The organism is Candidatus Moraniibacteriota bacterium, from assembly GCA_016699385.1.
In the GTDB taxonomy this organism is placed as follows: Bacteria; Patescibacteriota; Minisyncoccia; order Moranbacterales; family UBA1568.
This window is the reverse complement of sequence record CP064974.1, coordinates 441,390-456,498: the sequence shown is the minus strand read 5'-3', so window position 1 is coordinate 456,498 and position 15,109 is coordinate 441,390. Positions and strand designations below refer to the sequence as shown.

At 48.4% G+C, this 15,109-nt stretch carries 18 protein-coding genes; 17 read left to right on the top strand and 1 reads right to left on the bottom strand.

All coding sequences use genetic code 11. The annotated features are described in order from the left end of the window. Positions 1–254 precede the first annotated feature (254 nt). From IPJ67_02170 to IPJ67_02120, 11 genes are all read left to right on the top strand, one after another. Positions 255–836, top strand: a complete 582-nt coding sequence (locus tag IPJ67_02170) for a hypothetical protein (protein ID QQR77927.1) — start codon at positions 255–257, stop codon at positions 834–836. Between the two features lie 220 nt (positions 837–1,056). Beyond that, positions 1,057–1,656, top strand: a complete 600-nt coding sequence (locus tag IPJ67_02165) for a hypothetical protein (protein ID QQR77926.1) — start codon at positions 1,057–1,059, stop codon at positions 1,654–1,656. Between the two features lie 38 nt (positions 1,657–1,694). Continuing rightward, positions 1,695–2,147 (top strand): hypothetical protein, encoded by a 453-nt coding sequence (locus IPJ67_02160; GenBank protein QQR77925.1) that lies wholly within the window; start codon positions 1,695–1,697, stop codon positions 2,145–2,147. A gap of 176 nt (positions 2,148–2,323) precedes the next feature. Continuing rightward, complete coding sequence (locus tag IPJ67_02155; GenBank protein ID QQR77924.1) at positions 2,324–2,791, top strand: hypothetical protein; 468 nt, start codon at positions 2,324–2,326, stop codon at positions 2,789–2,791. Between the two features lie 193 nt (positions 2,792–2,984). Beyond that, entirely contained in the window at positions 2,985–3,482 is a 498-nt protein-coding gene (locus IPJ67_02150) for a hypothetical protein (protein ID QQR77923.1), read from the top strand. Between the two features lie 196 nt (positions 3,483–3,678). Then, positions 3,679–4,170, top strand: a complete 492-nt coding sequence (locus IPJ67_02145; protein ID QQR77922.1) for a hypothetical protein — start codon at positions 3,679–3,681, stop codon at positions 4,168–4,170. An 8-nt stretch (positions 4,171–4,178) separates the two neighbouring features. Beyond that, positions 4,179–4,670 carry a hypothetical protein gene (locus IPJ67_02140; GenBank protein QQR77921.1) on the top strand — a complete coding sequence of 164 codons (492 nt, stop codon included), beginning with the start codon at positions 4,179–4,181 and terminating at the stop codon, positions 4,668–4,670. Positions 4,671–5,273: 603 nt separating this feature from the next. Continuing rightward, positions 5,274–5,843, top strand: a complete 570-nt coding sequence (locus IPJ67_02135; protein ID QQR77920.1) for a hypothetical protein — start codon at positions 5,274–5,276, stop codon at positions 5,841–5,843. A 61-nt stretch (positions 5,844–5,904) separates the two neighbouring features. After that, the gene (locus IPJ67_02130; GenBank protein QQR77919.1) at positions 5,905–6,486 is read left to right on the top strand and encodes a hypothetical protein; all 582 of its coding nucleotides are present in this window, start codon (positions 5,905–5,907) and stop codon (positions 6,484–6,486) included. A 69-nt stretch (positions 6,487–6,555) separates the two neighbouring features. Continuing rightward, on the top strand, positions 6,556–7,191 hold the full coding sequence (locus IPJ67_02125; protein ID QQR77918.1) for a signal peptidase I: 636 nt from the start codon (positions 6,556–6,558) through the stop codon (positions 7,189–7,191). A 19-nt stretch (positions 7,192–7,210) separates the two neighbouring features. Continuing rightward, positions 7,211–8,077: a hypothetical protein gene (locus IPJ67_02120; GenBank protein QQR77917.1), complete on the top strand. Its 867-nt coding sequence runs from the start codon at positions 7,211–7,213 to the stop codon at positions 8,075–8,077. An 85-nt stretch (positions 8,078–8,162) separates the two neighbouring features. Here the strand turns inward: IPJ67_02120 and IPJ67_02115 are convergent, their stop codons facing one another. Further along, entirely contained in the window at positions 8,163–8,675 is a 513-nt protein-coding gene (locus IPJ67_02115; GenBank protein ID QQR77916.1) for a L,D-transpeptidase, read from the bottom strand. Between the two features lie 509 nt (positions 8,676–9,184). On the opposite strand from IPJ67_02115, the gene IPJ67_02110 reads away from it, so the two are divergent. From IPJ67_02110 to murC, 6 genes are all read left to right on the top strand, one after another. After that, positions 9,185–9,925, top strand: a complete 741-nt coding sequence (locus IPJ67_02110) for an NTP transferase domain-containing protein (protein ID QQR77915.1) — start codon at positions 9,185–9,187, stop codon at positions 9,923–9,925. 208 nt (positions 9,926–10,133) lie between these two features. After that, entirely contained in the window at positions 10,134–10,433 is a 300-nt protein-coding gene (locus IPJ67_02105; GenBank protein QQR77914.1) for a hypothetical protein, read from the top strand. A gap of 103 nt (positions 10,434–10,536) precedes the next feature. Next, entirely contained in the window at positions 10,537–11,211 is a 675-nt protein-coding gene (trmD, locus tag IPJ67_02100) for a tRNA (guanosine(37)-N1)-methyltransferase TrmD (protein ID QQR77913.1), read from the top strand. Between the two features lie 115 nt (positions 11,212–11,326). Next, positions 11,327–12,454 carry a putative lipid II flippase FtsW gene (gene ftsW / locus IPJ67_02095; protein QQR77912.1) on the top strand — a complete coding sequence of 376 codons (1,128 nt, stop codon included), beginning with the start codon at positions 11,327–11,329 and terminating at the stop codon, positions 12,452–12,454. Positions 12,455–12,463: 9 nt separating this feature from the next. Next, positions 12,464–13,651, top strand: coding sequence for an undecaprenyldiphospho-muramoylpentapeptide beta-N-acetylglucosaminyltransferase (gene murG, locus IPJ67_02090; protein QQR77911.1), 1,188 nt, complete (start codon positions 12,464–12,466; stop codon positions 13,649–13,651). 21 nt (positions 13,652–13,672) lie between these two features. Next, positions 13,673–15,076 carry a UDP-N-acetylmuramate--L-alanine ligase gene (gene murC / locus IPJ67_02085; protein QQR77910.1) on the top strand — a complete coding sequence of 468 codons (1,404 nt, stop codon included), beginning with the start codon at positions 13,673–13,675 and terminating at the stop codon, positions 15,074–15,076. Positions 15,077–15,109: the final 33 nt, after the last annotated feature.

The following is a 15,109-nucleotide window of genomic DNA, read 5'->3' as shown; positions in this document are numbered from 1 at the left end:
AGTATAGCGTACTCTTGCGGATACTTTAATGATTTTTTTCAAAATATCGTATTCTTCTAGAAAAAGTTTATAAATATTGACAAATTATACACGACAGTGTACTATGCGAGTGTCATTTGCGCGCATTCAACTACTAATGAATTAGTATTGAAATGAAACGCAAGGAAATCTTCTTTAACAATAATCAATGTGGTCTATATAGTGCCCATTTGCTTTTTTGCTACATTGAAACTTCACATCACAGAGGTGACATAATGACTCCTATTCGTGCAGAACAAAGTGCGGGAAATGCAAGGTATCATCGGGAACAAGTGCTGGTGACAGTGTACTTGCTTAAAGAAGGAAATAAGAGAGTTGGGGAATCTGTGAGTGATAATGAAATAAGGCGTTTGTCTCAGTACATTCACACATCAAGGCTTGCCATATCTGGAGTGGAGACAGATACCGTAGATTTTCGTATAGACTACTATAAGGACTACGTGGCAGGCAGTATATTCTACCAGATTGTCAAAGGACAATCGCCAAACGGAATTCTTCTCCTCATCCTTCCGAAAGATACGTCGAGGGAGACATCGTCGGCCATAGCATCTAGCTTGCGCGATATGGAAATTTCCTCAGCGTGGGCAGTGTGCGTTCCTCAATATATCGCGCAGATTGGTCTTTGCTCGGGATGCTCTCTGCAACGGAGATGCACTCAGGATGTCAATCATCCTGAATCGGTGACATGCCCTGCTCCTCATTACCACTCTTTGATGCCAGCGCGAGAGTTGAAATTTCATATTTCCAGAAGAGGCGAGATGCTGCGTGATAAGAATCATCTTCCTGTCGCCTTCTAATTAACTGGGCATGGAAGAGTGTGGAGAGTTCCCATTGTGCTCTTTTAGTAAAGCTTGGATAATCAGCGTGTATCCAAGCTTTTTGTTTGTCACTATTGACAAAATGTATGAAATGATGTAGTTTTATAGTGGCACCTTCCTTGATTTGACAGTACTCTCTGACGAGAAGTTGTGAGGAGGGGAGTTTTCTTAAAAATGCAAAACTTTGGGAGATTTAAACATGTCTTATGTCAATCGAGTTGTCGTTTTTGTGTCCGGGAGCAATGGATCCCTATGTGGCAATCCAGAAGTTCTTGATGACGGTACACTCTGTAAGGATTTGCTGAAGCGGCTTGAGGAGGTGGTTGCAGTCTATTGGGAATGTACTCGTCCTCAGTGCATACGGGATTTGAAGGGGTTTTCTGTTTTTCTGTCTGGAGGTGGGCGTCGTAATGGTCAAGGGGAATCCGTATTGGTCTGCGATCTTATGAAGCAATGGCTTCTGCATGAACAGGTGCCCGAGAGCTGTATCCACATTGATAATTCCTTCTTAACTTGTGACGCGGCAAGTGTTCGCGCGCTTTGGAGATATATGCAACGATACGAATGTGTCGAAAAGACGATGGTCTACATTGTCGCTCAGGCGCATCATGCGCTTTTGCTGGAGAATCTCCTGAATTTCATTTCACAAGGAAAGTGCCTGAATACGATTCGAGGATGTCGATATGGAAATCTCTGGTCAATGTCTCTTGGGGTGTTAAAATTGTTTTCGTGGTACGCGGAGGACATTCGTACGAAGTTGTTTCAGTCCCTTCGCTCCAGAAATTTCTTGAGGGGATGATTATGTTGTCGTCGTTAGGCAGTCCTAATCATAGGATTATGCGAGTGCTGGTTGCCCTTTGGAAGTGGGAGAGTCGCCCGGTTTCTTGGCGTATTGCCATTGCATTGACACGGTTTGCCAGAGCGAATATCGGGGAAGTGTGTGGCGATGCCACTCTGTCTACAGGAGTGGATTTATCTTCATCACTGAGTTTCTATCCTCTAGAGGCCAATGACTTGACAGGCATTTTTGAGCGGGAGGCTTTCCTAAGAAGGTTTGGTGCGGAGCCATGCTGCATTATTGTCCTTGTTCCTCGGCCAGTCTATAGTCACGAGAAGTTTGGAATGCTGGGAAATTCGAATCTCCCCTGGGCTGTCATGACGAATGAGCGACTTCTAAATGGGCGATGGAGGTTTTCCGTGGTTTCCGCCTCGTGGACTCGACGAGAAGGCGGGAATTATTGGTGCTGGGAACCGATTCGGATTCGATTGAACATGCATCGACATGCTTGATCGGATGGGCAGATTTCGATAACACAAATAAGTAGGAGCAACTTTCATCATTGTTGAAGTTGCTCCTGTTTTCTTTTTCGGTATTGACTCTCAGCGGCTTCAGGCATAGAGTTGGGCGGTATCGTCCGTACCGGTATCGGTACGATGAGTTCTTCTGTGCAAAGTGGAGGTGTTGCATGAACAATTTGTCATATAGGGATCTCTCGTATCTGTCTATTGATGCGAAGCCGATATTGCTATGCGATTTCGGAGGCGTAGTGTACTCCCCGGTACCGTGGGAGAATCTTTGGCTTCGCCCGTTCCTTGTGCGAGAAGGGTTGGTGGTACTGAAAGATGGTATTCCATATACTCGCGATGTTGTTTATTTTGACTTTGCCTCTGGGAGAGGTATTGAATCTCTGAAAAGGCATTTGCGAGAATGTGCCGGAGATTATTCCCTTGTTTTCTGTCTGTTCTTTCCCAACCCTCCACCAAATCCGTTCCCCGTGCTCCACCCGACTATTCCGATTAAGGCGTTTCATTTGTATTCGAAGCGGAATTATCAGCAGGTGTTTCCGGTTGCCGCGTATCGGCAGCCTAGTCATCCTGTTGCGTCACAAGGTATTTGTGTTCAAGATGTAATGAGAAGAGCGTTCTTTATGTAGCTGAGAGAACGAAGCTACACTCAACAAAATGTGAATTCAAATTTAGCCACCAGCACACTTTTCGCAGGTGGTTTTTTGTCGAGCGTTTTTTGTTTGGTGAGGTGTTTCTGCCAAATATTCTTGACAACATGCTTTGTGGGGAATAGCCTGTGAATGGGAATTTCCCCAAATATCAACCGAAAGGAGGTTGACTATGAATGCGGTAGTGGAAAGCAAGCCGACCAAAAGGACGGTATACATGTACTTTGAAGGTTGGCGTGGCGCGCATCTGGATTCCGCCGTTCGTCGTGCTCAGGTATTTCTCAGGAAAGAGCTTTGTCTTACCGATGATGACACACTTGCCGATATGTCGTATTTTGGCATGAGCGCTCTGCTCGCCTTCGCTGAAGGGCAAGCATCTCAGGATGCGGAGAGGCAGTATTCGGTTGTTTTCTTCTCGAAGGAGAAAATGCTTTTCCTTCCCGCTGAAAGAGACGCGCTTCGAAGAGCTTCATTTCGATGGGATGTTTTCGGATTTCTCTCTTCTTTCAGAGCATTCGTTCATTGCGAGTCCTCTACGGGGTTAGTGGCAGAGAGTGACCCCAAGCCGACTTCTTTGCCTTCGAATCATGCCAAGAGGACGGATAAACACTCGCATCTCGTCGATTGGGAAAGCCTAGCAAAGCCAGATGGGTGGGGTGCCGCGATATAACCCAAAAGGACAACCGCGTACCGTAGCACTTCTTTTTTCCGCCAGCGTGCGGATTCGTTTTCTGCCTTGCCATTTCATTTTGGTGGGGCAGATTTTTATTGTCAGAGAAAGAACAGTAGATGGTCTTGACAATATGATAGTAAAACAGTATTCTACGGTGGGAATTTCCCCAATGAGAAGCTGGAGGGAAGAAACCATGACACTCGAAGCTGAAACGAAGCGACCAGCGTCAGTGCGAAGCTGTAGGAGACGCCGTCGAGCTGCTCTCTACATCGAAGAAGGTATCTTGTTGCAGCCGAATATTTTGCCTCGAATCGCCAGATTCTTGGGAGTAGACTCGCCGGACGATGGCGGACTCCATCTCTGTACGAATAATACGGCGAGCATGGGCATGTTCCTGAGGTTTCTTCAGTCTCGAGAGTGCCTCTCGTCTTGTCAGGTGGCGGCGGTTTTTCTCCCTCGAGACAAGCTAGATATTGACATGGAAGTGCTCGGGAATCCAGCCATCATCACGATCCCCTGGAAAATGTTTGTGCTTGCCGGAGAAATCACCGGCAACTCAGACGAAGACTTCATGCTCATCGACTCCTCCGAGATGAGGCAGGGGAAAACGGGATTGACGCCAGATCACCCCGTGAGGCAAGAGGGGAGAAGGGTCATCTCATACACTTTCGCGACTTCTTCGTGAGTTGACGAATGACTACAAGTCTGTTCTTTGCAAATCACAACCGCCACGGAAAATTCCGTGGCAAAGGATACTATCAAATGTGTGCGCATGTTAATTCTTCCCTTCAGTACGTTTCGGCGGCATTGTCGCCTTCTCGTCGTGTCAGTCGGGATGAAAAATCGGTATTTGTTTTTATCGATGATCAGAGTCTGTCTTGCCATGACAGGGTGCTTGCGCGGTTCTTTCGTGATATGGGACTGGTAGCAAATCTGAACGGTGTTGCTGCGAGCACTCTTGACCGGTTTATCTCGTCTCCGTGTCGCCTGACGAATATCCTTGCAAACAGCGATATTATGTGGAGATATTCGCGAGCATTCCTCCTCTTTACCAGACCAGGGCTTCCGGAATTCCCATTGGATCTCGATGTTGTCATCCCTACCAAGGTGTTTCAGATACTTTCGGATGGTCAGTATGTGAAAATTTTCCCTCGAGAATCTTTGGAAGATACGTTTGCCGAGTAAAAAATGTTCTCTGTGTTCCACTAGCGCGTGGAATTTCGTTGCCCTTCTGCTTTTCATTGAGCAGAAGGGCTGTTTTTTTGAGTGTTTTGGATTTTACTCGTGGGGTGAATTTACAGTAAATTTTTTTGCTGTGGTGATTTGTATCTCCAACCGAGATAATTGTAGCTGGTTTGTTTTTGATGCAGAAGAGCGTGTGGATTTTGTCGCTTCTTGACATGACGATGGCTCGCGGTACAATAGAGTAAAATCGACTTCAGATGAGAGCGTTTTGCAGAATTGCTGCGGACTGAATATCGGAAGACTTCAAAGAAAAAGAAAAGAAACGGTATGATGTTGCTTGATGTGCGAGGGTTGTTGTTAACGGGTTATGGGACATGTCGATCTTGGATCGACGGTGTCGCTTCTGTTTGGTTGATGTATTCTCAACATAGAGACAAGAGCACTGTGTTTGCGCAGTGCTTTTCTTTTTGTGCGAGAAGGTGAGAGTGAGGAAGATATCTTCATTCTTCCTTCCCATGCAAATGTGGGAAAGAAGTCATTTCAAAGGGGGAGTGGTCGAGGGATGACTGAATACTAAATCGGAATAATGGAATGTGGTGATCTATGAAAAATATCATGAAGAGTCTGGTGATTATTCTGGCAGCAGTTTCGGTGTCGGGTGGCGCGACCTACTCTTTCTTTTCAGCAACTGATTCCATTGATGGAAACACGATTAGCACCGCTACTGTGGAAATCGATGCGAAAGGTGAGGCTGGTCAGGGCGTTATGGCAAAGCCGATTGCGACGAGCAATCTCGTGCCAGGGCAATACACCGAATGGGCTCGTGGTGCTGTGTGGAATAAGAGCACCGTGCCAGTTCGCTTGTATATGTACGCTGATAATTTGCAAGGATCGGCATGTCCGCTTACCAATCTCACCATGACGACCGGATATGCTGGCGGCAATGAGCGAGAGCGGACGGTGTATGAGGGGAAATTGACAGACATTGCTGGATCGGTGGAGCGCGTGGAATTGACGGGGAATCCTCCCTTCGCCACTGTGCCAGCCAACTGGACACAAGTCGTCCAACAGCGAGCACAGCTTGATGATGAGGCTGACAATGGTGCACAAAATCAGGAATGCACCTGGGATGAAATCTTCGTTGCGGAGTCGGTTGCTCCTACGGATAACTAGGTGTGTTTTTGGAAAATCAGAGAGAGGGGAAATGAAGTTTTAAAAAATAACAAAAATATTTATGATTGGTATACTTCGCAGTGCTTTCATATTAATAGCAGCAATCGCTATCATTGGAGGTGGAACGTATTCGTATTTTAGTACGACGGATTCGGCGCCTGGCACTTTAGCAACAGGAACACTGAGTATTGATTTGAGAAATCAGAATACGACTGACCCGTTTACATTTTCGGTGACGAATATCTTGCCAAATGGAACGGCTTTGGTAAATTTTGATGTGCAAAATAATTCCGCAACTGGTGTTCAGTTGAGAGGAGCTGCTTTTGGCGAATGGGATGGGAGTGTCTCTGCTCCAGATAATACTCTTATGAAGGTAGTAAAGATCGAACGCTACAATGGAGGGTGGCAGACGATTTATGACGGCGTAGGCTTTACGGGCTATTTTTATGATAGTGGTAATGCTTCTGATGCCAGTAATTATACTGTTCCCGCTGGTGGAAAGGCACAATTTCAGCTGACGGTGAAACTCGATTCTTCTACGGGGGATAAGTATCAGGGCAAGACCTACAATGCGAGCGTGAAGGTGCAGGCTCGGCAAGATGGTGCGACGGCTTGGCCAGCTGACTTGAATACAGGTTTCTAACTCGAGTATTTCTCGAATCACCACTCTCTTTTGCGAGGGGTGATCGAGAGAAATACTTGAACGCGCCTTATGAAATTTCTCGAGTCTCTCGCTTCTATTGTGCTCAATACGACGCTCTTTGCCTTGGTCGGTGTGGGGATATTGGTGGTTGGTTCGCTTCTGCCGATATTTGGGGCGCATCGGGTATTTGTTGTGCAGTCCGGCTCGATGGAACCGGCGATTCTTACAGGGAGTGTTATCTTGATTCATCCGAAGCCGGCCTACCGCATCGGTGATATTGTGACGTGGCAGCCAATTGGTGGAGGGACGCCGATTACGCATCGTATTGTCAAGGAGACTGTTGATTTGGGGGAGGCTCATTATCAGACCAAGGGTGATGCCAATGAATCTGAGGATTCAGTGATTGCAGAGTCTCAGGTGCTTGGAAAAGTTGTTTTTCATGTGCCGTATCTCGGCTACCCGGTTTCATTTGCGAAGCGTCCAGTTGGATTTGTGCTTCTCATTCTCCTGCCCTCGCTTCTTATTGTCTTCGATGAGATTCTCAATTTGCGACGAGAGTTCGCGGCGTATATCTATCGGAAGCGTGAAAAGAAATTGACTCCCGTATTGCAGTCTCCCTCGACATCTCCTCATGCAAAATCAACTTCAGAGCCAATTGTTCAAGTTGCTCCAGTATCTTCCAGCAAAGCTCGTCGCATTATCTAAATAAAAGAAAGCGTCGACTATGAAACGAACTATTGACAGCGTCATCGCACAGAAGCAACGCCCTCGGGTGTGGCGGTTTCGCAAGCGGGTACCCGATTTCAAATTGGTCTATGTCGCGCCGTCAGCGACGATTTTCTCTCCCTGGACGAAACGGCTTGGGTTTCTGGTTGCGGTATTTTTGAGTCCGGCTTTGGCATTTTCATTTTCTACCAATGCGGCTTTTAGCGATAATGATCAGCTCCGGTCTAATAACATCGGGACGGGCGAGTGGATGCCGGATATTCACATAGAGGAGAAGCGCAATTGCATTCGTCTCTCTTCGTCACTTACCTCGGCGAATATTTACTATAAATTTTCGGATGACGGTGATCCGCGCACAAATGGTTCTCTTTTTGATGGAAAGTGCATAAAAATTCCAGAGGGGAAGCAAGTCGATTTCGAGGCAAGAGCATTTCATCCGAATAATGATACGTGGCGAAGTGATGTCCTTCGAAAGACGTTTTCTCATATATCAGAAAAGAAAAAGTCTCGAGAGGAATCAGAAAAAGAGGGAGGAGATAAAGAGAAAGACAAGGAACATAATGAATCTCATGATAGTGGAGATTCTCTCGAGAAGGCGGGTGATCAAGGAGAATCTTCTCCGGGCGAAGTCTGTGATGACGAGTCTGCTTCAGAAGAAATATCTCTATCAGACGAGAAGACTCCTCTTTCGAGTCATGATACGGCGTCACATCTGGACGACGATACTCAAGAAGGGAAATCTCAAGAGCATTTTTCCAAAGAAGATTCCTCTGTGAAAGATAACGACGCTAATAGTGCGAAATCGCCCTCTGCGCAATCTCCCCCTTCTCATTCTGATGAACACACTGTTCTGGAGAGTCATTAAATCTTGGTTAAATATTCTCGCAAAAAAACGACCCGAATCCATGTTTGGAGGGTCGTTTGTTGTTGAGGATGGATAGTATCTTTTCCTATCGGTGAATATAGGGGAGCACGGTGACCAGTGTCCCGATAGGAAGGGTGTCTGAGAGAAAACGAGCGACCGAGGATGGGACGTGAATGCACCCGTGAGAATTGTTTCGTGAGACAGTTCCCGCATGAATACCGAAACGTTTTCCGGCGAATTTCATGAAATGAGGCATTGCTGCTCCGCAAGCCGGCTTCGGTTTGCATGCGCCATTTTTGCAGGGTTGATAGCAGGCGAGGGGATAGGTCTTCGAGCGGTACTTGGGGCCGTATTTTATGCCGATGCGATAGGTGCCGGCAGGTGTCTTGCAGGGGCGCTTGATATCTGGGCACCAGTCTGCGCCACCGGTTGCCCGATAGACTTTGCGAGCTCCCGTTGCGGAGAAATATGTGAGCGTGTGCCTATTTGGATCGAAGACGAGGCGAGCCTCTCTTGCGGAGGCAATAGCGGGAAATGTTTCAGAAAAAAGGACAAGAATGGCAACTGCTACCAGAATGACTCCTCGTATCCTCTTCACGGCTTCACCTTGTGTGTTTTGAGTAGTTGTTAATGTGCATTTCCTATTGAAACACATCTATTATATTTATGTCAATACAAACGTTCCTTGGTATATCTTGACAAATATTCAAAATTGTGCATATACTATAAGGGTCAGTTGAGTACCTTACGCTGCAGTTTCTCAAATCCGAGGAGATATAGCATGTCTGTCCGTCCAATATTCATTGTTGCTCTTTTTTCGGTACTGGTTATCGCATTGTTTCTGAGTGGTTGCGTTACTCCTTTGGACAAGGATGCTCGGGAGTACGAGGTCCTTGAGCGAGTTCTCGAGTCCTGCCAATCGTTTCAGTATGACCCCTATATACACGATGCGTGTGTCATTCAGCGCTGCAATCGAAATGGTTGCTGGAACTGACTCGCGAACATCTGGCTTAGTATCTCTATCCCCACGAACTTCGGTTCTTGGGGGATTTTTTTATGATGAGCTCTCTCTTGAATAAAACCAAAGAATCGGGGTAGGATGGGAGCATGAATCAACTCATTATTCTTGCTGGTGGGAAGGGGACGCGGATGCAGTCGGAGATGCCGAAGGTGCTACACCCAGTAAACGGTGTGTCGATTATTCAACGGCTCCTCGATGCGCTTCTGCCGATTTTCCCGAGACCCGTGGTGGTTGTTGGCTACCGAGGTGATGATGTCCGGCGCGCGCTTGGCGAGGGATATCGCTATGCGAGGCAGGTTGAGCCACTTGGAACAGGGGATGCCGTGCATGCTGCGATGGAGGCGATTTCGGATGAGGACTGTGAGAGCATCGTCGTTGTTCCTGGGGATCACCCGCTTATTAGCCGCGAGACTATTGAGCGTCTTATGGCGTTTCAGATGAGGGAAAAGGCATGCGTCGCTCTCGCAACAGTCATGGTGCCTGACTTCGATGGGGAGAATGCGACCTTTTTGCACTATGGTCGGATACGACGAGATGAGGCGGGTGATGTGGCAAGCATCGTTGAATGGAAAGATGCCTCTGAAGAAGAGCGTAGTTTGCGCGAGCTCAATACCAGCTACTATTCCTTCGACGCACACTGGCTCCGCTCGCATATCGGGGAGCTTTCCCGTAACAATGTCGCTCGGGAATACTATCTGACCGACCTTGTTCGCATTGCTTGTGAAGGTGGTGAGCGCGTCGTCGCCCTCGCCGTACAAGACCCTCGCGAAGCCCTCGGTATCAACGACCCTCTCCAACTCAAACGAGTCGAACGGCACTGCTCGTAGGAAGTGCGCCTATGCATGGAGATATTTGTTTTGGGTATATCCGAAAAATTGGAACGTGCAAACCTGAGTAGTGTCGACGAGGGGAGAGAAATAGCCGGCAATACATGAAAGTCAGGCTCTAGACAAAATTTTATTTCTATGATACAAAGTATGGGCAGGTTGCAGTACCTTTTCCACCAATCCCCTCACAAGAGGGAAGGAGTTTTTCATGAAGCTCTCAAAGTTCTCATTGTCTGTTCTCGCGATAGCCTCCATTCTCATCATTGCCGGCTGCGATGACCGAGACCGCGTACTCGGCGGTGCAGCTGTTGGGGCAATTGCCGGTGCAGTCATAATGGATAGCGCGAATGATAATCATCGGGATTACCACTATCGCCGTCCGCCTCCTCCTCACTACCAGCGGTATCACCACAATCGATACCGTGATGGATATGGGAGGTATCGCCGTAATGACCACTGCGGATACGATCGGTACGGCAATCCGTATCCGTGTCGCCGCCGCTACTAGTACTTCAATAAAACTAAATAAAACTCACTGAGAGCACATTCCATGTGTGCTCTCTTTTTTTGTACTCACAGACGAGCTCTTTTTTCTGTTTGGGTGGCGTGATATGATGAATACTATGCGTTTCGATATTCTGACTATTTTTCCGAAGATATTTGACTCCTATTTGGGCGAGTCTATTTTGAAGCGCGCGCAAACGGCGGGGCATATCTCGATTGTGGCGCACAATATTCGCGACTTTGCGACCGATAAGCATCACAAAACCGACGATACGCCCTATGGTGGCGGAGCGGGTATGGTGATGAAGGTGGAGCCAATTTGGAAAGCGGTTGAGTCTTTGAAAGTAGAGAATCCTACGGCTTCGCGTCGCATCATACTTCTCTCAGCGAAAGGGAAGACCTTTCGACAAGAAGATGCGCGGCGACTGTCGACCTACGACCAACTCGTTTTTATCTGCGGGCGCTATGAGGGTGTCGATGAGCGCGTTGCAGAGCATGTGGCGGATGAGGAGCTTTCAATCGGCGACTTTGTGCTTACAGGTGGCGAACTACCGGCGCTCGTCGTCATTGATGCGATAGCGCGACTCGTGCCGGGTGTTCTCGGCAATGAGACGAGTGCTGATACGGAGTCGCATCGCGAACCAGGCTATATCGAGCATCCGCAGTATACCAAGCCAGAGCGTTTCAATGAGTGGAGCGTGCCGGAAGCATTGCTTTCTGGCAATCATGCCGACATCGAGCGGTGGCGTGAGGAACATGCTATCCGTCCACTGAAAACATAAGAGCCTGTTAAGAAAGTCTGTTTTTCTGAAAGATAGTTCGAGAAGTACGATTTTTTGATACTTCTTTGACAGACTCTAAGACCGACTATTCTTTGCTTTCAAATATACAAATACTGTGCGATCGACCTCATCTTCTTCATCATTATCGTTTCACAATCGAAGCCTGCTCTTTTCGGTGCTCGCACTCGTTGTGATTGGGCTGGTGACTATCGCGAGTGCAGGCGTCTTCTATGGCGAGACACGCTTTGGTGATGACTATTTCTTTTTGAAGCGACAACTCATTGGCGTTAGCGTCGGGCTTTTGGCGCTTTTTGTCTTTCAGTATGTCGACTATCATCTGTGGCGCAAGCTCGCCTTTCCGCTTTTTGTTGTGACGATTCTTGCGCTCGTCGCCGTTCTTATTCCCGGTATCGGAGATCGTGTCTATGGCGCGAGTCGGTGGCTTTCTATCGGGCCATTTTCTTTTCAGCCGTCGGAGATGGCGAAATTTTCATTTGTGCTTTATCTCGCAGCGTGGTTTTCACGCAAAAATCGCAAGATGGTGGGAGACTTTATCGAGGATTTGGTACCGTTTCTCGTCGTTTTGGGGATACTCGGCTTTCTGATTATGAAACAACCGGACACGGGGACATTTGGACTCATTTTCCTCATTGCGGTTTCGGTTTACTTTGTTGCGGGGGCAAAAATATCTCATCTCCTCGGGCTTTTTCTTGCTGGCATGGCGATGCTTGCCATACTCATCAAGGTGGCACCCTATCGGCTTCAGCGTTTCTTGGTCTTTATGAATCCCGACTTCGATCCCAAGGGAGCGGGGTACCAGGTGAGTCAGGCACTTATCGCTATTGGAAGTGGCGGACTCTTCGGGCTTGGACTTGGCTATAGCCAACAAAAATTCAATTATCTTCCTGAGCCGGTGACGGACTCTATCTTTGCTATTTTCTCTGAAGAATGGGGGTTTTTTGTTTCAGTTCTTTTGATCGCGCTCTTTGTGTTTATCGCGTGGCAGGGGCTGCGCATTGCGCGTCACTCGCCAGATGATTTCGGGCGCTATGCAGCAGCGGGGATTGTGTCGTGGGTGACCTTCCAGGCATTTATCAATATTGCGGCGGCAACCGCACTTATTCCGCTTACGGGCATTCCGCTTCCTTTTGTGAGCTATGGTGGTACCTCGGTAGTATTCCTCATGGCAGCGATGGGTATCTTGATACGAATTGGGAAAGATTCTACACTAAAAGGACACTAGTCCCAATCTATGAACAAAAAATATCGCATCGTACTCGCGGGCGGAGGAACAGGGGGTCATATTTTCCCTCTTATTCCAGTCGCCAAAGAACTTCGTGCACAGCTCGGCGAGAATACAGAACTCCTCTATTTTGGTCCGGCAGGCGAGCTTGAGAAAAAGATTATCAGTGAGGCGGGCATTGCCTCGATTCGTATATTGAGCGGTAAGTGGCGACGCTATTTCGATCTTCGCAATGCGAGCGATGTATTCAGAAATATTGCCGGCTTTTTTCAGTCGCTCTACTATCTGTATGTGCATATGCCGGATGCCGTCTTCTCCAAGGGTGCCTATGCGGCTGTACCGGTTGTCTTTGCGGCATGGGTGTATCGGATTCCGATTCTCACACAGGATTCCGATGCGATGCCCGGCGTTGCCAATCGCATCATGGGGAAATTTGCCGATCGCATCGCGGTTGCGTATCCGTCGGCGACGAAGTTCTTCGAACCGGCACGAGTTGCAATTACGGGGAATCCGATACGAGAAGGGTTGCTCTTGGGAAATGTTGACCGGGCTCGCGAGCGCTTCGGTTGTCCGCAAGGGAAACAAACGATCCTCATCCTCGGAGGGAGCCTGGGATCACAGGCGATGAATCGAGCAATAGTGCGCATACTTCCGCGTCTCCTTGAGCGATTCTTTGTGATTCATCAAACAGGACAATCAAATCACGACGAAACGCGCGAGCGTCTTGAAGAGCATGCACTTGGAGATATGGCAGGGAAGTTGCACATGGCGCCTTTCTTTGATACTGGCGAACTCTCCGATGCATTCGCTCTTGCCGATCTGGTTGTCTCGCGAGCAGGCGCCAACACGATTTCGGAAATTGCGGCGGTCGGGAAGCCGGCAATACTCATTCCACTTCCGTCGGCTGCCAATGACGAACAGCGCATGAATGCTTATGAGATTGCACGAGTGGGTGGAGCACTCGTTCTTGAGGAAAATAATCTCGGAGAGAATCTCCTTGCTGGGAAAATAGAGGAGCTTATGGATGATGCCACACTTCGAGAAAAAATGGCGTCCTCGTTTCGAGTGTTTTATCACGCAGACGCTTCAGTGAGAATTGTCGAGTCTCTGGTGACACTTATCCGCGATAAGGAAACACAGCAAACTATTTTTGATCGGATACGAGCGATATTTCAACGGTGGATGACTCGCGCCTAGCTGATTCTTGCCTTCTCTACTATGACACCGAAATCTTTTGCTGATGCGAAACGAGTGCACATGATTGGCATAAAGGGTGCTGGTATGGCGGCGCTTGCAGAAATTCTCGTTGGGCGCGGTTTACTCGTCGGTGGCTCTGATACAAGCGAGCATTTCTTTACCGATGAAGTGCTTCGTCGGCGTGGTATTCGTTTTTCCGAGGGGTTTTCTCCGGACAATATCCCTCATGATGCCGATTTCATTATCTATTCGACGGCGTATACGCCAGAGGGCAATGCGGAACTTGCAGCTGCTGTGGCCCGCAGTAAGGCATCGGGTATGCACGTGATGAGTTATCCGGAAGCAGTTGGTGAACTTACACGAGAGCGTCTCTCGATACTCGTTTCTGGCACGCATGGGAAGACGACCACGAGCGCGCTGCTTGCCGAGACACTCAAGGCGGTGCACGCCGATCCGCTCTCGCTTGTCGGGAGCGCTATCGCGAGCTGGGGTGGCAATGCGCTTCTCGGGGGAGGAGAGTACTTCGTGCTCGAGGCAGATGAATATCAGAATAAGTTCCGACACTACGAGCCTTGGAGCGTGATTTTGACGAGTCTCGACTGGGATCATCCTGATTTTTTCCCAGATGTGGCGTCTTATGTTGAGACGTTCCGCGCCCTGCTTCGTCGTATTCCGTCGCATGGTTTTCTTGTGTTTTGGGGGGACAGCGCAGCTGTCCTCGATGTCGCGAAATCTTCGCGTGCGCAGAAACGTTCGTATGGCTTCCTTCCGGAAAATGATATTCGTATTGTTGACTACGAACCGCTTCGCGAAGGACCCTTTCACCAGCAATTCCGTCTCTTCGAAGGAGAGCGCGACCTTGGATGTTTTCGACTTCGTCTCGCAGGGAAACACAACGCACAAAATGCCGCTGCAGTTGTGACACTGCTTCTTGCGCTCAAATTCGATATCGAAGAAATTCGTCGAGGCATGGAGCATTTCTTTGGAACGGCGCGACGATTTGAGCACGTGGGGGAATATCAGGGTGCTTTGGTATATGATGACTACGCGCATCATCCCGAAGAAATTCGCGCGACACTTTCCGCATTTCGTGAGCTTTTTCCCGAGCGAAATATTGTCGCAGTTTTTCATCCGCATACCTTCTCGAGAACCAAAGCGTTGCTTGAAGATTTTGCACAGAGCTTTGACGCAGCAGATCGCGTGATCGTGCTCGATATTTATGGGAGCGCCCGTGAAGTGGCAGGTGGCGTGTCGTCGGCGGAACTCGTCGCCCTAATGAATCGATATCGCCACAATCAGGCAGTGAATATCCCAACCATCGAGGAAGCAATAGAGGCGCTTCGAGATTCTCTCGGAAAAGATGATCTCGTGGTCACCCTTGGTGCGGGGGATGTGTGGCGAGTCGGCAAGGGTATTCTTTCGTAAATATTCCCTTTGGGGGATGGCGCATGATTTAAA